This is a genomic window from Pseudomonas sp. URIL14HWK12:I6 (genome assembly GCF_000514195.1).
Taxonomy (GTDB): Bacteria; Pseudomonadota; Gammaproteobacteria; order Pseudomonadales; family Pseudomonadaceae; genus Aquipseudomonas; species Aquipseudomonas putida_A.
Window position 1 is genome coordinate 350,530 of the sequence record NZ_AZVL01000004.1, and the last position, 17,247, is coordinate 367,776.

Sequence of the window (17,247 nt, forward strand, 5' to 3'; positions counted from 1 at the left end):
GCCATGAATAATTTACGACGTCTGGATATCAACTTGCTGTTGACCCTAGACGTGTTGTTGGCAGAACACAACGTAACCCGCGCCGCAGAGCGCTTGAGCCTGTCGCAGCCGTCGGTGAGCGTGCACCTGGCCAAGCTGCGCGAGATCTTCGGCGACCCGCTGTTGCTGCCCGGGCCACGGGGCATGCGCCCGACGGCGCGGGCCGATGAACTGCGCGAGCCGTTGCGCGAGGCACTGGAAGCACTGGAACGCGCGGTGGCGCCGGCCAGCGCGTTCGATCCGGCGCAGGCCCGCCACATCTGGAAAGTTGCGGCGACCGATTACGGCGAATCGACGGTGGTGCTGCCAGCGCTCAGCGGTTTGCGCACTCAGGCGCCGGGCACGCGGTTGGCAGTGCTCGATCTGATGCCGGCGCAGTTGGCCAGGCAAGCGGAGCAGGGCGTGTTTGATCTGGCGCTGCACATCACCGAAGAGGCGCCGCTGGATCTGCATCAACGGGTGCTGTTCACCGAGCATTACGTGTTGGCCGGGCGTATCGGTCATCCGGGGTTGAAGCGTAAGCCGACTCGCGAACAGTTCTGTGCACTGGAACACGTGATGGTGTCCCGCGAGGGCGGGGGCTTTTTCGGGGTGACCGACAAAGCGCTGGCCGAGGTCGGCCTGGCGCGCAAAGTGGTGCTGTCGGTGCCGCATTTTCTGATGGTGATGTCGGTGCTGGCGAGTACCGATCTGGTGGCGATGCTGCCGTCACGCTTGGTTCGCGACAACCCGGCGTTGCAGGTGGTCGATGCGCCGTTGCCGGTGCCGGGCTACGAAATGGCGATGTTCTGGGGCGAGCGCGCGCATCGCGATCCGGCGCACAAATGGTTGCGTGAGCATCTGGCGGCGTCGGTGTGACGGATCAGGCGTGGCCCAAGGCAATCGCAAAAGACACCACGATCATGCACGCAAACGCAAAATTGAGATTCATCAGCTGTTCATCCTGAGCCTTTTTAAAGTGAGGCCATTCTGAACAGGCTGAATGCAAAGAAAAAATTCGGCATGTTGATTCCAATGATCGAAACAATTGATAGCCGCCGGTTTGTGTTTGCCCGAGGCTTTCGCTAGTCTCGGCAAACCTGCAACTACAAGCACAAACAGGCAAAACCATGCACGATCATTCGGTCACCGAACTGCCATCCCTGCGCCGGCAGAAAATCCTCCTGATCCTCGAACGCGACGGCAAGGTCATGGCCTCCGAGTTGAGCCAGCACTTCGCTGTGTCCGAAGACACTATCCGCCGCGACCTCGCCGAACTGGACAACGCCGGGCTGGTGCAGCGCGTGCATGGCGGGGCGCTGCCAAGGCCCAAGGACAGCGGCAAGGATTACTTCACCCGGCTGGAAGAGACCGATGAGGTAAAAGTGCGGCTGGCGCAGTTGGCGGCGCAAAAGGTCGAGGACGGGCAGATTGTGCTGTTCGATTCCGGTTCGACCGCGTTGCAGGTGGCGCGCTCGTTGCGCGCGGATATCCAGATCACTGCGGTGACCGCCGCGCCGATGACAGCGATTGCCTTGTCCGAATACAAGGGCGTGAAGGTTATTCTGGCCGGTGGGCAACTGAACCCGCGCACGATGTCGGCCAGCGGGCACGAGGCGGTGCGCATGCTGGCCGGGATCAAGGCGGATCTGGCGTTTACCGGCGTCTGTGCGATTCACCCGGAAGTGGGCGTCACCTCGCTGCACTTCGATGAAGTACCGGTGAAACAGGCGCTGCTCGACAGCGCGACGCGGGTGATTGCGGTGACCACCGCGGACAAGCTGGGGGCGGTGGAGCCGTTTGTGGTGGCCGCGTGTACGCGCCTGCATACGCTGATTACCGAGCGGCATGTGGCGTCGGGGAGTGTTGAGGATTATCGGCGATTAGGGATTGTGGTGGAGCAGTTGCCGGACTGAGATTTGTAGTGAGGCTGCTGGCCTCTTCGCGAGCAAGCCCGCTCCCACATTTGGAATGCATTTCAATGTGGGAGCAGTTGCCGGACTGAGATTTGTAGTGAGGCTGCTGGCCTCTTCGCGAGCAAGCCCGCTCCCACATTTGGAATGCATTTCAATGTGGGAGCAGTTGCCTGATTGAGATTTGTAGCGAGGCGGCTAGCCTCTTCGCGAGCAGGCTCGCTCTCACATTTGGAATGCAATCAACCTGTGGGAGCGGGCTTGCTCGCGAAGGGGCCAGCGCTATCAACGCAACTTTTCAAGCATCTGGTAATACCACATCCCCGCCGCCAGCAAAGGATTGCCCAGCCAATCCCCCATCGGCACGCGAATGTGCTGACACTGCGCAAAGGTGTCGAACTGTTCCATCTGCCCGGTGATCGCGCGGCTCATGATTTCGCCCATGATGTGCGTCGTCGCGATGCCGTGTCCCGAGTAACCCTGGCAATACCAGACGTTGTCCGAGAGCTTGCCCAGTTGCGGGATGCGGTTGATCACGATGCCCATCGCGCAGCTCCACTGGTAGTCGATCTGCACCCCTTTGAGCGCCGGGAAGGTCTGCTCGATGCACGGACGCAGTTCGGCAGCGATGTCCCGTGAATCCTTGCCGCTGTAGTTGGCGCCGCCGCCGAACAGCAGGCGCCCGTCGGCCGTGAGGCGGTAGTAGTCGAGGACGAAACGGCAGTCGTACACCGCGAGGTCTTCGGGGTTGATCTGCCGCGCCAGATCACCCAGCGGCGCGGTGGTGACGATGCCACCCATGGACGGGAAAATCTTGCCCTTGAGCTGACCCGGTTCGAGCTTGTGATAAACGTCGCCGGCGAGCATCACCTGATTGGCGTCGATCTGGCCATGGGCGGTGCGCACCCCTGGGGTTTTGCCGTGAATGATTTCCAGCACCTCACTGTTCTCGAAGATCAAGGCACCTAGACTTTCCGCCGCCCGCGCTTCGCCGATGCACAGGTTGAGCGGGTGCAGGTGCATATTGCGGGTGTTCTTGATTGCGCCGTGGTAGAGGTCGCTTTGCAGCAGGTCGCGCACCTGGCTGCGGTCGAGCAGACTGACTTCATCGCCCAGGCCGCGACGCACGGCTTCCTCGTAATCGTTGCGCAAACCGTCCATGTGGCTCGGCTTATAGGCGGCGTGCAGATGGCCGTGTTTGAGGTCGCACTGGATGCCGTACTTCTCGACCCGCTGCTGGATAATTTCATGCCCGCGCCAGCGCAGGTGCCAGATGAAATCGTCGACTTCATCACCGAGTTTCGGGCGCATCTGTTTGCGCATCGCACCGTCGCCAGAGAGGCTGCCGGTGACTTGTCCGCCATTGCGTCCCGTGGCGCCCCAGCCGATCTTGTGGCTTTCGACGATGGCGACTTTCAGGCCTTTTTCGGCGAGTTCGACGGCGGTGGCGACGCCAGTGAAACCGCCGCCGATGATCACCACATCGACCTGATGCCGGCCCTGCAGGGTCGGGTAGTCGGTGTCCTGGTTGAGGGTGGCGGTGTAGTAGGAATTGCAGCGTTGGGTCATGTCTGTGTCCACACAAATTCTTCGGTTGTACGCGGTCCCCTGTAGGAGTGAGCCTGCTCGCGATGAGGCCATGTCAGACACATTATTGCTGAATGACACACCGCTATCGCGAGCAGGCTCACTCCTACAGGGGTTAGTGGTGAGGCTTCAGGCTTCGGTCAGATACCAGCGCCAATCCTGTTCACCCACCTCGGCCATGAACTGCCGATACTCGGCACGCTTCACCGCCAGGTACACCCCGAGAAATTCCTGGCCCAGGGCATCCCGTGCCCACGCAGAATTCTCCAGCGCCTGCAGCGAAGTCAGCCAGTCGGTCGGCAGCAGTTCCTTGGCTTGCGCGTAGCCGTTGCCCTCGACCGGCGCACCCGGATCAAGACTTTCGCGAATCCCGCGATGGATCCCGGCGAGGATCGCTGCCGCCGCCAGATACGGGTTGGCGTCGGCGCCGCAGATGCGGTGTTCGATGTGCCGGGTGTTGGCCGGGCCGCCCGGTACGCGCAGGCTGACGGTGCGGTTGTCGACGCCCCAGGTCGGCGCCAAAGGCGCATAGCTGTTGGCCTGGAAGCGGCGGTAGGAGTTGGCGTTGGGGCAGAACAGCAGCAACGTATCGAGCAGCGAGGCGAGCATGCCGCCAATCGCGGTGCGCAGCAGCGGGGTACCGGCCGGGTCTTCGGAAGCAAACAGATTGCGCCCTTCGGCATCGGCGAGGCTGACGTGCATGTGCATGCCGGTACCGGCCAGATCATCGAACGGCTTGGCCATGAACGTCGCCTGCATGCTGTGCTTGTGCGCCACCGCTTTGACCAGACGTTTGTAGCGCACCGCCTGATCCATCGCGAGCAACGCGTCGCCGTGTTCGAGGGTGATTTCCACCTGGCCCGGGGCGTATTCCGAGATCGCCGTGCGCGCCGGAATGCCGTGCAGTTTGCAGGCGCCGTAGAGGTCGGCGAGGAACGGTTCGATCTGCTCCAGTTCACGCAAACCGTAGACCTGGGTGTGTCGCGGTCGGCCACCGTCGGCGTCCAGCGCCGGTTGCGGACGGCCGTTGTGATCGCGTTTGGCGTCGAGCAAATAGAACTCCAGCTCGCAGGCCATCACCGGGTGATAACCCTCGGCCTTGAGGCCGTCGATCACTTTGATCAGTAGATGACGCGGGTCGGCGATGCTCGCCGGCATTCCCTCGCTCGGGTGCATGCTGACTTGCACCGCCGCAGTTGGAATCTGCCGCCACGGCAGGCGCACCAGACTGCCTTCGAGCGGGTAGGCGCGGCAGTCGATGTCGCCGACGTCCCACACCAGACCCGAGTTTTCCACGTCCTCGCCCTGCACGGTCAGGCCAAGGATGGTGCTGGGCAGCGGGCGACCGCTTTGGTAGACCGCCAGCAGTTCTTCGCGGTGCAACAGCTTGCCGCGCGGCACGCCGTTGGCGTCGAGGATGAACAGCTCGATCATGTCGATATCGGGGTTCTGTTCAAGGAACAGGCGTGCGTCTTCGATGGCTGCGAATTTCATGGTCAATCACTCACGATGGCGCCGCACAGGCGCGCAGATTCGGGCCGGACACGACGCGGTAAATAGGCGTGGTGTCCTGGCAGGGATATCAAAAAGAAAAAAGTATTTCGCTAATGTCCGGCAGTCGGAAGTGACACTGAACCTGTGGTGAGGGGATTTATCCCCGACGGCGCGCGTAGCGGGCCAAAAAGATAGGGACTGCTGCGCAGTCCATCGGGGATGAATCCCCTCACCACAATGGATCTTTTCTGACTGATAGAAATCAGCAGGCGATATCCGGCGGGCGTGCGGAGTGACGCAGCTTGGAACGGCGCAGGGCCATGGGGAGATTGACGATACGATTCATACGCAGCCCCCGTGGGAGAGGGCGCGCGAGCGAGAGACGTTCAACGTTTCTGGTTGTTGTGGTGACGTACTCATAACGCGTGTTTCCGTTGGCGGAAAACGTCGGTGGCGGGGCAGGCCCGCCGACCGGTGTGCCCGGATAGTAAGGGGCAATCCGCGGGCGTGTAAACCGCTGATTGCGCCCCTGCATCTTTGGCCGCCGCTCAGCGAAGCAGGTGCAAGCCCAGCCCGGCAAGGGCGCAAACGATCAACACTTCGATCACCCCGCGTTTGAAAATGAACAGCGCCAACGCGGCCAGCAGCGCCAGCCCGATCGAAAACAGATCCGCGTGCCCGGCAAATCCGTTGGGCCAGAACACGTGATAAGCGAAGAAACACGCCAGGTTGAGAATCACCCCGACCACTGCCGCAGTGATCGCGGTCAGCGGTGCAGTGAACTTCAATTCGTTGTGCGTTGATTCCACCAGCGGCCCGCCGGCGAGGATGAACAGGAACGAGGGCAGGAAGGTGAACCAGGTCACCAGCGTCGCCGCCAGTGCGCCAGCGGCGAATGCATGTTCCGCACCGAACGTCGGTTGCACATAACCGCCGATGAAACCGACAAACGCCACCACCATGATCAACGGCCCGGGCGTGGTTTCGCCGAGGGCGAGGCCGTCGATCATCTGCGTCGGCGTCAGCCAGCCGTAGTGCCCGACCGCGCCCTGATAGACGTAGGGCAACACCGCGTAAGCGCCACCAAACGTCAGCAACGCGGCTTTGGTGAAGAACCAGCCCATTTGCGTGAACGTACCGTCCCAGCCGAACAGCGCGGTCAGCAGCGCCATCGGCAAACACCACAGCGCTGCGCCAACCAGCAGCAGACGCCACAGTTTCGGCAGGCTGAATCGCGCATGCTCAGGTGTCGGCGTGTCGTCATCGATCAGCGCCGGGCCGAAGGATTTGGCACTGCCGCGCTGCCCGCCATTGTTGAAGCGCTGCGGCGCCAGGCGTCCGCCAAAATAGCCGAGCAACGCTGCACCGAGGACGATCAGCGGGAACGGCATATTCAAGGCAAAAATCGCCACGAATGACGCCCCGGCGATCGCCCACAACCAACTGTTTTTCAGCGCCCGCGAACCGATACGGTGCGCGGCGTGCAAGACGATCGCGGTCACCGCCGGTTTGATTCCATAGAAAATTCCGGCCACCACCGGTACATCGCCGAACGCGATGTACAGCCACGACAGCGCAATCAGGATGAACAGCGACGGCAGCACGAACAGCGCCCCGGCGATCACCCCGCCCCAGGTGCGATGCAACAGCCAGCCAATGTAGGTTGCCAGTTGCTGGGCCTCGGGGCCGGGCAGCAACATGCAGTAGTTGAGTGCATGCAGAAAGCGCTGCTCGGAGATCCAGCGCCGGCGCTCGACCAGTTCCTGATGCATGATCGCGATCTGCCCGGCGGGGCCACCGAAACCGATGCAGCCGAGCTTGAGCCAGAAGCGCCAGGCCTGGCGCAGGGTGACGGGAGCGGGTTTGGGCAGGTCTTCAGATGAGGGGTTCAAACGCGGCTCCTGCGGTAGATGCTGTCGGAGCCGCTATCTAATCAGGCTTTTATGAAAAAGTGCTATCGGTAAGCTGAACCTGTGGCGAGGGAGCTTGCTCCCGCCGGGCTGCGAAGCAGTCCCGCTTTTTTGAGGCCGCTTAGCGCCCCAGCGGGACGGTGCGATGATTCGCCAGGCTCCCTCGCAGGATCAGGCATGCGCCAGACTCCAGCGCAGCGCCGCATTCTGGTCACTCTCCCGCGCCTCGACCCAATGCGAACCCTGCGCCGTGTTCTCGCGCTTCCAGAACGGCGCGTGGGTCTTGAGCACATCCATGATGAACGCGCAGGCTTCGAACGCCATGTGCCGGTGCTTGCTGCTGACACCGACGAACACGATCGGCTCGCTGACCGCCAGCGCGCCGACCCGATGCACAATCTCCACACCCAGCAGCGGCCAGCGCTCGCGTGCCTCGTCGGCGATCCGTTCGAGGGCTTTTTCGGTCATGCCCGGATAGTGCTCGAGGAACAGCTCGTTCACGCTCTGGCCAATGTTCAGATCGCGCACATAGCCGATGAAATTCACCACCGCGCCGACCCGTGGATTGCGCGCATGCAAGTCGGCGGTCAACTGGCCGACATCGAAACTTTTGTACTGGACTCGAACCGTCATGCTCAGCCCCCGGTGACCGGTGGGAAAAACGCGATCTCGTCGAAGTCTTCAATGGCCGCGCTCGGTTGGCACAGCTCCTGATTCAACGCACACATCAGGTTGCCGGCGCCAAGCACTTCGCGCCATTCCTCACCACGGGCCATGAGCATCTGCCGCACGTCCTCGATGCAGTTCAGGTCGTCGCTCAGGGGGATTTTTTCACCGCCCAGATTGAGGCGGTCACGGTAGCTGGCGAAGTAGTTGATCAGGATCATTGCGCGTCCTCCCATTGAAAGTGTCCGGAGCGGCCGCCCTGTTTGCTCAGCAGGCGGATGTCGCCGATGACCATGGCCCGGTCCACGGCTTTGCACATGTCGTAAATGGTCAGCGCCGCGACGCTGGCGGCGGTCAGGGCTTCAAGTTCGACGCCGGTCTGGCCGGTGAGGCGGCAGGTGCTGGTGATCTGCACGCGGTCCGGTTCGCAGGCCTTGAGTTCAACGTGAATCGAGCTGAGCAGCAGCGCATGGCACAGCGGGATCAGTTCGTGGGTGCGTTTGGCCGCCTGGATTCCGGCGATGCGCGCCACGGCGAAAACGTCGCCCTTGGGGTGACCGTTGGCCTGGATCATCTGCAGCGTTTCCGGGCGCATCTGCACCCAGGCCTGCGCCGTGGCTTCGCGGCGAGTCGCGGCTTTGTCGCTGACGTCGACCATGTTGGCGCGGCCCTGATCGTCAAGGTGGGTGAGGGTGTTGCTCATGGCAAAAGCTCCTGGATCGGGCTGTAGATTCGGGGGGCGTTGCGGTGCGGTACGTGGATCAGATTGAGCCGATGCTTGAGCGCCCAACGCACGGTCAACGCGGTGGGGGCGGACAGGCTGACAAGGGTGCCAAGTCGGGCGCGCACGGCTTTGTGGATCAGCTCCAGGCTGCAACGGCTGGTGACCACCACGAAGCCCTGGCGCGCATCGACGTCAGCGATTTGCATCGCGCCGATCAGCTTGTCGAGGGCGTTGTGCCGGCCAATGTCTTCGCGGCACAACAGCGCCTCACCGCTGGCATCGAAGTACAGCGCCGCGTGCAGGGCGCCGCTGCTGCGGGCCAGTTGCTGAGCCTGTTCGATGCGTTGGCGGATACCGTCAAAATGCGCGGCCGGCGGCAGCGCGCAGGGTTGCAGAATCTGCAGTTGCGGCAACGCCTGCTCCAGCGCCTCGACGCCACAGATGCCGCAGCCGCTGGTGCCGGCCATCTGCCGACGATGATCTTTCAGCGCCCAGAACGCCCGGCTGGATATCTGCACCTCGGCCTGACAGGCCTGATCGAAATGGCTCAGGCGGATGTCGTAGATCTCGTCGACGCTGTCGATGATCGCGTTGCTCAGGCTGAAGCCCCGGATGAAATCTTCAAGGTTGCCGGGCGAGACCATCATCACCGCCTGGCTCAGGCCATTGAAGGTGATCGCCAGGGCGATCTCCGCGGCCAGGGCGACGTGCGAGAGCGGGGCGTGCGGCAGGTATTCGCGAAACGCCACCTGTGACGGTTGCGGGGCGGGGGCGTTGGGTTCGGTGTTGGATTCGGTGTTGGATTCGGTGTTGGATTCGACGTGGCAGAGCATCTTGAAAAGTCCCGAAGCGCTGAAGTGAGTTCAGGCTACGGGGGTGGTGAAAGTGCGTCCAATCGCTTGTTCTGATCTGGTGATTGGGTGGGTCGATCACCGCTGTTATATCCAAAATGTGTATTCGCTGGGCGGTCCTCTTCGCGAGCAAGCCCGCTCCCACAATTGAAATGCATTCAACCTGTGGGAGCGGGCTTGCTCGCGAAGACGGTCTGACAGCCAGCATCAATGTCTGGAGAGATCACTCAAGCAACCGGCAACTCAACCCCGAACAACTTGCGCGCCTCGGCAAAACACTTCTCGGCTATCGCCGAACGCGGCTCGGTCTTGCGCATTACCAGCCCCAGTGGCGCCAGCACGCTGGCATCCGGCAGTTGCATGAACGACAGGTGTTCGATCGGCTCTTCCAGCCCGCTGTCCAGTGGCATGATCGAGCAGCAGAAACCCTGGTGAATCGCCTGCAGCAACTGGTAGGTCGAATCACTTTCCATGATCGGCTGCGGATTGAGCCCGCGACTGCGGAAGCTCAGGTCGATGGATTTGCGGTAATGCATGCCGGTGGTGATCATCCCCAGCGGCAGTTCGGCGGCGTCTTCCCAGCTCATTTCCGAGCCTTCGAAATGGTAGTGACGGTTGTCGTAAAGCAGACCGACGCGGGTTTCGCCGATCTCGAAAAAATCGAAATAGTTCGGGTTGACGTGGTCGAGGTAGCACACGCCCAGATCCAATTGGTTGTTGCCCAGGCCGGCGATGATCTCGTCGGAACTCCCCGACGACAGGCTGAATTTCAGCTCCGGATAGGTCCCGGACAAACTCTGAATGTAATTGACCGGGTTGAAATTGCTCAGCGGCACCAGACCCAGGCGCAAGCTACCGACCAGTTGCCCGCGGCAGGCCGCCGCTTCGGCGAAAAGACCGTCATGCGCGGCCAGCAGTGTGCGCGCCCAGGCCAGCACCCGTTCGCCGGCCTGGGTGAAACCCTCGAAGCGCTGACCGCGATTGACCAGCACCAGATCCAGCTCATCTTCCAGATTGCGCAGACGCATCGACAGGGTCGGCTGGGTGATGTGGCAGCGGGCGGCGGCCTGGCCGAAGTGTCGCGTTTCGTCCAGTGCGATCAGGAACTTGAGTTGTTTGATGTCCACGAAGGCACCTGCTCGTTGAGAAATTGAATGGAGTATTGACGCAGATGCGCGCAGCGCACGAAAAACGCGAGGTGTGACGATCTCACCTGCCTGTATCTGCGTCCAATCGGAAGAATTGAAAAGCCTATCGATCAGCTCTATCGCCCATGGTTTCAAAGGCGTTGGCCGAGGTCAACGGCGCCGATAGAGCAGCTCGATAATGTGGTTGGCCAGAGTGATTAGACAGTACTCATAAGTGGCACTTAGGCTGCTTGGCAATCTGATTGACTACTGCCGGAGATTCCCATGAGTGCGAAAGCGGATGCCCTGTTTGTCCCACTGAACATAGCCGTACTGACCGTCAGCGATACTCGCGATTATGCGAGCGACACGTCCGGCCAATTGCTGGTCAGCCGCTTGCTGGAGGCCGGTCATACCTTGAGCGAACGCAACCTGCTCAAGGATGACCTGTACAAGATCCGCGCCCAGGTCGCGCACTGGATTGCCGACGACAGCATTCAGGTGGTGCTGATCACTGGCGGCACTGGTTTCACCGGGCGCGACAGCACGCCGGAAGCGGTGGCCTGTCTGCTCGACAAGCAGATCGACGGGTTTGGCGAGTTGTTCCGCGCCATTTCGATTCTCGACATCGGCACCTCGACCGTGCAAAGCCGAGCGCTGGCCGGGCTGTCCAACGGCACGCTGGTGTGCTGCCTGCCGGGTTCGACCGGTGCCTGTCGCACAGCGTGGGAAGGTATCCTCGCCGAGCAACTGGATAACCGCCACCGCCCGTGCAACTTTGTGCCGCACCTCAAATCAGTCGCTGCCTGCGGGCCGCGCGGATGAGTAAGGCAGGGTTGATGCCGGTCGAGGACGCCCTCGACCAATTGCTCGGCATGGCCAATGAGCAACGTCTGGCCGATAGCGAAATTCTGCCGCTCGACGAGGCACGTGGGCGGGTGCTGGCCAGTGATCTGGTCGCCTCGCTCGACTTGCCGCCGTGGCCGAATAGCGCCATGGACGGTTATGCCTTGAACCTGGCCGATCTGCATCGTCAGCCGCTGAAGGTGTCGCAGAAGGTCTACGCCGGTCTGGCACCCGACGCGCTATTGCCCGGCACCTGCGCGCGGATCTTTACCGGCGCACCGTTGCCACCAGGCGCTACCTGCGTCGAGATGCAGGAGAACGTCGAAGTACTCGAGGACGGCCGCGTACGCTTTTTGCAGCCGCTGAAAGCGGGGCAGAACATTCGCGCGCAGGGTCAGGAAAACCGCGTCGGCGACATCCTGCTGCGTGCCGGCAAACGCCTCGGGCCGTTCGAACTGGCGGTCGCCGCCGGGCAAGGGCTGGCACAGGTGCACGTGGTGCGGCGCCCGCGCGTGGCGCTGCTGTCCACCGGTGACGAACTGGTCGAGCCGGGCCTGCCGCTGCGTCCCGGCAGCATCTACAACAGCAATCGTGTGCTGCTCGGCCACTGGCTGAAGGAACTGGGCTGCGAGGTGATCGACGCCGGGATCCTCCCGGATCGCCCGGCGCAGACGCGGCTCAAACTTGAGCAACTGCAAGTGGCGGCTGACCTGATCCTGACCACCGGCGGGGTGTCTGCCGGCGATGCCGATTGCCTTGGGCAGGTGCTGCGCGAGGACGGCAAACCGCTGCTGTGGAAGTTGGCGATCAAGCCTGGAAAACCGCTGACCGTGGGCCATTTCGGCACGGTGCCGGTGATTGGCCTGCCGGGCAATCCGACCTCGGCGCTGGTAACTTTTGGCCTGCTGGCGCGACCGTACCTGCTGCGCATTCAGGGCGTGGAAGAGGTCATGCCGTTGAGCTTTACGGTGAATGCCGGGTTCGCCTGGAACAAGGCTGGCAGTCGTCGAGAGTACTTGCGGGTGCGGCTGGAGGCGGGGCGCGCGGTGTTGTATCCGAACCAGAGTTCCGGCGTTTTGCTCGGAGCGACCTGGGCCGATGGGCTGGTGGAAGTGCCGGAAAACAGTACTCACAACATCGGGGATGAGCTGCGCTTCATTCCCTTCAGTGAACTGTTCTGACCCCAACACGAATCAAAACTGTGGGAGCGAGCCTGCTCGCGAAGGCGGCGTGTCATACAACATCAATGTTGACTGACAAGCACTTTTCGCGAGCAGGCTCGCTCCCACATTTGGATGTGTGATGATCAGCCATTCTGCGGGGTGTACATGGAACCTGTAGGAGTGAGCCTGCTCGCGATGACGGCGGCACAGTCAACATCTTTACTGACTGGGCGACCGCTATCGCGAGCAGGCTCACTCCTACAGAGGGAGCGAGCTCAGCTCAGCACATAGTCCACCGGCAGCAACATCGGCGGCAGGTCGGTTTCGCCCAGTTCGCTGAGAATGTCACGCTCGATGGTGCGCACCAGCGAGTCGGTCGCCAAATCGTTTTCGTCGCGGCCGAACGGGTCTTCCAGTTCATCGGCAATCGCATCCAGACCAAAGAACGTGTAGCTGACAATCGCCGTGAACAGCGGGGTCAGCCAGCCCAGCGGTTCGGCCATGGCGAACGGCAGCAGGATGCAGAACAGGTAAATCGTGCGGTGCAGCAGCAAGGTGTAGGGGAAGGGCAGCGGGGTGTTCTTGATCCGCTCGCACACCGCTTGTGCCTGGGTCAGGCTGGTCAGGTGATTGGCCAGCAGCATGTAGCGCCACTCGCTCAGTTCGCCGCTTTGATGCAGATCCGAACATTGCTGGCCGACCTGCTGCAGAATCCGTCCACTGTAGTCCGGCACCCGCGCATCGTGTTGCGGGGTGATCCACTTGCTGCTGGCCGCCGCTTCGCTTTCCCGACGCAACCGCGCATTCAGCGCATGAGCAAACCCGCAGAGGTTGAGCAGCAACGGCTTGCGCTGCGCCGATTCGCGGATGACATGGGTTTCGCGAATCACCGAACGGATGTGCACCAGCACATCCCCCCAGGCCTTGCGCGCTTCATACCAGCGGTCGTAGCAGGCGTTGTTGCGAAAATTCATGAAGATCGACAGCGACAGCCCGAGCAGGGTGAACGGCGTGGCGTTGACCTTGGTGAAGTTGCTCGGATGGAGCATTTCAATCAGCACGATGGCAGAAGCCAGCAGGGTGACCATCAGGGTGCGCAGGGCGATACGTTTGGCGATCGAACCCTTGAGGGTGAAGAGGATGGCGAATTGGTTGACCTTGGGTCTGATGATCATGCTGGGTGATCCCGGTTACGCAGGGTGAGGGCGGCTCAGCCGCCGGTCATGTTCATGAAGCGCACGACCTGAACGTCGTCGTTCACTTCGAAATTGTGCCGATACGGCTTGAGTTTCATCGCTTCGATGATGGCCTTCTCCAGCCGCTCTGGTTGCCCCGGATGAGCGCGCAACACGGCTTTGAGATCCATCGAATGCTCGTTACCCAGACACAGTAGCAGGCGCCCCTCGACAGTCAGCCGCACCCGGTTGCAAGTACCGCAGAAATTGTGGCTGTGCGGCGAGATAAAGCCCAGACGAATGTCTGGCGCCTCGGCCAGCCGCCAGTAGCGCGACGGGCCCTGGGTCGACTCGGCGGAGTCGATCAGGGTGTAGCGCTCGGCGATTTTTTCGCGCACCTGGGCGCTGGAGAAAAACGACTCGGCGCGGCTGTGTTCGCTGATGATCCCCAGCGGCATTTCCTCGATGAAGGAGACGTCGAGCTGGCGGTCGATGGCAAAGCTCACCAGATCGTTGATCTCCTGATCGTTGCGCCCCTGCATCACCACCACGTTGAGTTTGGTTCGGATGAAACCGGCCTTGCGCGCCGCATCGATGCCGCTGATCACCTGTGCCAGATCACCGGTGCGGGTCATTTGCTTGAAACGATCCGGGTCGAGGCTGTCGAGGCTGATGTTCAGCCGCTTGACCCCGGCGTCGAACAACGGCGCGGCGAGTTTGCCCAGCTGCGAGCCATTGGTGGTCATGCACAGTTCACGCAGGCCGGGCAGGGCGGCGATCTGCTCGCACAGCTTGACCACGCCCGGACGAATCAGCGGCTCGCCGCCGGTCAGGCGAATCTTGCGCGTGCCCAGCGTCACGAAGCTCTGCGCCAGTTGATAAATCTCCTCCAGCGTCAGCACCTGCTGACGCGGCAGAAACTGCATGTCCTCGGCCATGCAATACACGCAGCGGAAGTCGCAGCGGTCGGTGACCGACATGCGCAGATAGTCGACGCGGCGGTTGTAACCATCGATCAAGACACGCTCTGACATGACAGCCTCGCAGAAGTGGGAAGTCCGCATGGACGGAACCGGTTAGCGCAGATTATGGGCAACTTCAGATCTCGTCCAATCACTGTTTATGACTGCTTGATTGAGCGCGTCGATGATCAATTATTTTCTCTGGAAAGTTACCGCTTTAGTTTCGCAACACCGCGTAAATAAAGGGTTTTTCGCCGTGATAGAGGGTTTCGATAATGTGGTCATAAATAGCGATTAGACAATGTTTTGTAACGGTTCATATCCTTGCTCCGGCAACTGAAACGACCACTTTATTGCTGTGCAAAGTCGGCCGTCGCTGTTTAACCAAGATCAGGTTCATGCCTGTGTGCATCGTCATGGAGATGTCCCATGTCACAAGTCGACCGTTACAAACCTTACAAGGGTGCCGCTGCCGGTTGGGGGGCTGTGATCAGCCTGACCAAAAGCTGGCTGGGCAGTGAAAACGCCCTGAAAAACATCCGCGCCATGCTCAAGACCAACCAGAACGGCGGCTTCGACTGCCCGGGCTGTGCGTGGGGTGAAGCGCCCGGTGCGAGCATGCTCAAGTTCTGCGAGAACGGCGCCAAAGCGGTGAACTGGGAGGCTACCGGGCGTTTGGTCGACCCGGCGTTCTTCAACAAGTACACGGTATCGAGCCTGGCCGAGCAGAGCGACTACTGGCTGGAATATCAGGGCCGGCTGACCCACCCGATGCGTTACGACGCGCGGGTCGACCGCTATGTGGAAACCACCTGGGAAGATGCGTTCGCGCTGATCGCCGAACATCTCAAGGGCCTGAAATCGCCGCACGAGGCCGAGTTCTATACCTCGGGCCGGGCCAGCAACGAAGCGGCGTTTCTCTATCAGTTGTTCGTCCGCGCCTACGGCACCAACAACTTTCCCGATTGCTCGAACATGTGCCACGAAGCCAGTGCGGTGAGCATGGGCGAGACGCTGGGCGTGGGCAAGGGCACCGTGGTCTACGAGGATCTGCATCATGCCGACGCGATTTTCGTCATCGGCCAGAACCCCGGCACCAACCACCCACGCATGCTCGAACCGCTGCGTGAAGCGGTGAAACGCGGCGCGCAGGTGGTGTGCATCAACCCGCTGAAAGAACGTGGCCTGGAACGTTTCCAGAACCCGCAGAACCCGCTCGAGATGCTCAGCAACGGTTGGGAAGCGACCAACACCGCGTACTTCCGCCCGGCGCTGGGTGGCGACATGGCGATGATTCGCGGCATGGTCAAATTCCTTCTGCAGTGGGAGCGTGAAGCCCAGGCCAGCGGTGGCGAACCGGTGTTCGACCATGCGTTTATCGCCGAGCACACCTCGGGTCTGGACAGCTACCTGGCAGAAGTCGACGCCACGACTTGGGAGCACATCCTCGAGCAGTCCGGCGTGCCGTTGCACGACATCGAACTGGCGGCGCGCATGTATGGCCGCGCCAAAAGCGTGATCATGTGCTGGGCCATGGGCCTGACCCAACATGTGCACTCGGTGCCGACCCTGCAGGAAGTCATCAATCTGCAATTGCTGCGCGGCAACGTTGGCCGTCCGGGCGCCGGTCTGTCGCCGGTGCGCGGGCACAGCAACGTGCAGGGCGACCGCACCATGGGCATCAATGAACTGGCGCCGAAGGAGCTGATGGACGCCCTGGAAAAACGCTTCAACTTCAAAGTGCCGCGCATGCACGGGCACAACACGGTGATGGCGATCGGTGCGATGGAGCGTGGCGAAGCCAAAGTGTTTATCGGTCTGGGCGGCAACTTCGCTCAAGCCACGCCGGACACCCCGCGCACTCACGAAGCGATGCGCAAACTCGACCTGACCGTGCACATTTCGACCAAGCTCAACCGCAGCCATCTGGTCACCGGACGCGACGCATTGATCCTGCCGTGCCTCGGTCGCACCGACATCGACATTCAGGCCGAAGGCCCGCAAGGCGTGACCGTGGAAGACACCTTCAGCATGGTGCATTTGTCGTTCGGTCAGTTGAAACCGAAGTCGGCGCACTTGAAGTCCGAGCCGGCGATCATTGCCGGGATTGCCGCCGCGACCTTGGGCAAGCATCCAATCGACTGGGAGTGGGCGGTGGGCGATTACGGACGCATCCGCAACCTGATCGGCGACGTGATTCCGGGCTTCGAAAACTTCAACGAAAAACTGCTGACCCCGGGTGGCTTCCACCTTGGCAACGACGCCTCGGATCGGGTCTGGAACACCGAGTCGGGCAAAGCCCAGTTCACCCCGTGCGTGCTGCCGGAACACCTGATCAGCGAAGGCGTGCGCAACCTGCCGGTCAAGCCGGATCTGATCCTGCAGACCATGCGCTCCCACGATCAGTACAACACCACGCTGTATGGCCTCGACGACCGTTATCGCGGGGTCTATGGCATGCGCGACGTGATCTTCGCCAACGAGCAGGACATCCAGCGTCTCGGTTTCGAACCGGGGCAGAAGGTCGATCTGGTGGCGCTGTGGGATGACGAGCGCGAGCGCCGGGTCAGCGGGTTCACCCTGATCGCCTACGACATTCCGCCCGGTCAGGCGGCGGCGTACTACCCGGAAACCAACCCGCTGGTGCCGCTGGAAAGCTATGGCGACCGGACCTACACGCCGACCTCGAAATTCGTCGCGATTCGCCTCGAAGCGGCCAAGGTCAGCAACCTGATCCCGTCATCGCTGGCCTGACCCGCTACTTATAAAAACCTTGGCAATTTGACTGGCTGCAGGCGTTCGCGCCTGGCG

At 61.6% G+C, this 17,247-nt stretch carries 15 protein-coding genes; 5 read left to right on the top strand and 10 right to left on the bottom strand.

Annotated elements, in window-relative coordinates; translation table 11 throughout:
• The first annotated feature begins 3 nt into the window (after positions 1 to 3).
• Together H043_RS0109825 and H043_RS0109830 are read left to right on the top strand one after the other, a co-directional pair.
• The gene (locus H043_RS0109825; RefSeq protein ID WP_027611699.1) at positions 4 to 897 is read left to right on the top strand and encodes a LysR family transcriptional regulator; all 894 of its coding nucleotides are present in this window, start codon (positions 4 to 6) and stop codon (positions 895 to 897) included.
• Positions 898 to 1,148: 251 nt separating this feature from the next.
• Entirely contained in the window at positions 1,149 to 1,934 is a 786-nt protein-coding gene (locus tag H043_RS0109830) for a DeoR/GlpR family DNA-binding transcription regulator (RefSeq protein WP_027611700.1), read from the top strand.
• Positions 1,935 to 2,216: 282 nt separating this feature from the next.
• Here H043_RS0109830 and H043_RS0109835 read toward each other — a convergent pair whose 3' ends face one another.
• The 8 genes from H043_RS0109835 to H043_RS0109870 all read right to left on the bottom strand — a co-directional run bounded on the left by H043_RS0109835 (position 2,217) and on the right by H043_RS0109870 (position 10,290).
• Complete coding sequence (locus H043_RS0109835) at positions 2,217 to 3,500, bottom strand: FAD-binding oxidoreductase (RefSeq protein WP_027611701.1); 1,284 nt, start codon at positions 3,498 to 3,500, stop codon at positions 2,217 to 2,219.
• A gap of 147 nt (positions 3,501 to 3,647) precedes the next feature.
• Positions 3,648 to 5,012 (bottom strand): glutamine synthetase family protein, encoded by a 1,365-nt coding sequence (locus H043_RS0109840; RefSeq protein ID WP_027611702.1) that lies wholly within the window; start codon positions 5,010 to 5,012, stop codon positions 3,648 to 3,650.
• A 548-nt stretch (positions 5,013 to 5,560) separates the two neighbouring features.
• Positions 5,561 to 6,904 carry a chromate efflux transporter gene (gene chrA / locus H043_RS0109845; protein WP_027611703.1) on the bottom strand — a complete coding sequence of 448 codons (1,344 nt, stop codon included), beginning with the start codon at positions 6,902 to 6,904 and terminating at the stop codon, positions 5,561 to 5,563.
• A gap of 189 nt (positions 6,905 to 7,093) precedes the next feature.
• The gene (moaE, locus tag H043_RS0109850; protein WP_027611704.1) at positions 7,094 to 7,555 is read right to left on the bottom strand and encodes a molybdopterin synthase catalytic subunit MoaE; all 462 of its coding nucleotides are present in this window, start codon (positions 7,553 to 7,555) and stop codon (positions 7,094 to 7,096) included.
• A gap of 2 nt (positions 7,556 to 7,557) precedes the next feature.
• Positions 7,558 to 7,809: a MoaD/ThiS family protein gene (locus tag H043_RS0109855; protein WP_027611705.1), complete on the bottom strand. Its 252-nt coding sequence runs from the start codon at positions 7,807 to 7,809 to the stop codon at positions 7,558 to 7,560.
• Complete coding sequence (gene moaC / locus H043_RS0109860; protein WP_027611706.1) at positions 7,806 to 8,291, bottom strand: cyclic pyranopterin monophosphate synthase MoaC; 486 nt, start codon at positions 8,289 to 8,291, stop codon at positions 7,806 to 7,808. Before moaC ends, H043_RS0109855 begins: the two co-directional genes overlap by 4 nt.
• A complete protein-coding gene (gene fdhD, locus H043_RS0109865; protein ID WP_027611707.1) occupies positions 8,288 to 9,145 on the bottom strand; it encodes a formate dehydrogenase accessory sulfurtransferase FdhD in 858 nt (285 codons plus the stop codon). Before fdhD ends, moaC begins: the two co-directional genes overlap by 4 nt.
• Positions 9,146 to 9,390: 245 nt before the next feature.
• Positions 9,391 to 10,290 carry a LysR family transcriptional regulator gene (locus H043_RS0109870; protein WP_027611708.1) on the bottom strand — a complete coding sequence of 300 codons (900 nt, stop codon included), beginning with the start codon at positions 10,288 to 10,290 and terminating at the stop codon, positions 9,391 to 9,393.
• A gap of 285 nt (positions 10,291 to 10,575) precedes the next feature.
• On the opposite strand from H043_RS0109870, the gene moaB reads away from it, so the two are divergent.
• Positions 10,576 to 11,115, top strand: a complete 540-nt coding sequence (gene moaB / locus H043_RS0109875; RefSeq protein WP_027611709.1) for a molybdenum cofactor biosynthesis protein B — start codon at positions 10,576 to 10,578, stop codon at positions 11,113 to 11,115.
• On the top strand, positions 11,112 to 12,317 hold the full coding sequence (glp, locus tag H043_RS0109880; protein ID WP_027611710.1) for a gephyrin-like molybdotransferase Glp: 1,206 nt from the start codon (positions 11,112 to 11,114) through the stop codon (positions 12,315 to 12,317). Before moaB ends, glp begins: the two co-directional genes overlap by 4 nt.
• Positions 12,318 to 12,574: 257 nt before the next feature.
• On the opposite strand, the gene H043_RS0109885 is transcribed toward glp, so the two are convergent.
• Together H043_RS0109885 and moaA are read right to left on the bottom strand one after the other, a co-directional pair.
• Positions 12,575 to 13,474 (bottom strand): bestrophin family protein, encoded by a 900-nt coding sequence (locus H043_RS0109885; protein WP_027611711.1) that lies wholly within the window; start codon positions 13,472 to 13,474, stop codon positions 12,575 to 12,577.
• A 35-nt stretch (positions 13,475 to 13,509) separates the two neighbouring features.
• Positions 13,510 to 14,508, bottom strand: a complete 999-nt coding sequence (gene moaA, locus H043_RS0109890) for a GTP 3',8-cyclase MoaA (protein ID WP_027611712.1) — start codon at positions 14,506 to 14,508, stop codon at positions 13,510 to 13,512.
• A 357-nt stretch (positions 14,509 to 14,865) separates the two neighbouring features.
• Here moaA and H043_RS0109895 point away from each other — a divergent pair, with 357 nt between their 5' ends.
• The gene (locus H043_RS0109895) at positions 14,866 to 17,190 is read left to right on the top strand and encodes an FdhF/YdeP family oxidoreductase (RefSeq protein ID WP_027611713.1); all 2,325 of its coding nucleotides are present in this window, start codon (positions 14,866 to 14,868) and stop codon (positions 17,188 to 17,190) included.
• Positions 17,191 to 17,247: the final 57 nt, after the last annotated feature.

What these genes read in the sequence shown, in the direction of transcription:
- moaB (WP_027611709.1), top strand. Translation starts at nt 10,576, where the DNA reads ATGAGTGCGAAAGCGGATGCCCTGTTTGTCCCACTGAACATAGCCGTA.
- H043_RS0109855 (WP_027611705.1), bottom strand. Translation starts at nt 7,809, where the DNA reads ATGATCCTGATCAACTACTTCGCCAGCTACCGTGACCGCCTCAATCTG.
- H043_RS0109835 (WP_027611701.1), bottom strand. Translation starts at nt 3,500, where the DNA reads ATGACCCAACGCTGCAATTCCTACTACACCGCCACCCTCAACCAGGAC.
- fdhD (WP_027611707.1), bottom strand. Translation starts at nt 9,145, where the DNA reads ATGCTCTGCCACGTCGAATCCAACACCGAATCCAACACCGAATCCAAC.
- H043_RS0109895 (WP_027611713.1), top strand. Translation starts at nt 14,866, where the DNA reads ATGTCACAAGTCGACCGTTACAAACCTTACAAGGGTGCCGCTGCCGGT.
- moaE (WP_027611704.1), bottom strand. Translation starts at nt 7,555, where the DNA reads ATGACGGTTCGAGTCCAGTACAAAAGTTTCGATGTCGGCCAGTTGACC.
- H043_RS0109825 (WP_027611699.1), top strand. Translation starts at nt 4, where the DNA reads ATGAATAATTTACGACGTCTGGATATCAACTTGCTGTTGACCCTAGAC.
- H043_RS0109885 (WP_027611711.1), bottom strand. Translation starts at nt 13,474, where the DNA reads ATGATCATCAGACCCAAGGTCAACCAATTCGCCATCCTCTTCACCCTC.
- glp (WP_027611710.1), top strand. Translation starts at nt 11,112, where the DNA reads ATGAGTAAGGCAGGGTTGATGCCGGTCGAGGACGCCCTCGACCAATTG.
- H043_RS0109830 (WP_027611700.1), top strand. Translation starts at nt 1,149, where the DNA reads ATGCACGATCATTCGGTCACCGAACTGCCATCCCTGCGCCGGCAGAAA.
- H043_RS0109840 (WP_027611702.1), bottom strand. Translation starts at nt 5,012, where the DNA reads ATGAAATTCGCAGCCATCGAAGACGCACGCCTGTTCCTTGAACAGAAC.
- moaA (WP_027611712.1), bottom strand. Translation starts at nt 14,508, where the DNA reads ATGTCAGAGCGTGTCTTGATCGATGGTTACAACCGCCGCGTCGACTAT.
- moaC (WP_027611706.1), bottom strand. Translation starts at nt 8,291, where the DNA reads ATGAGCAACACCCTCACCCACCTTGACGATCAGGGCCGCGCCAACATG.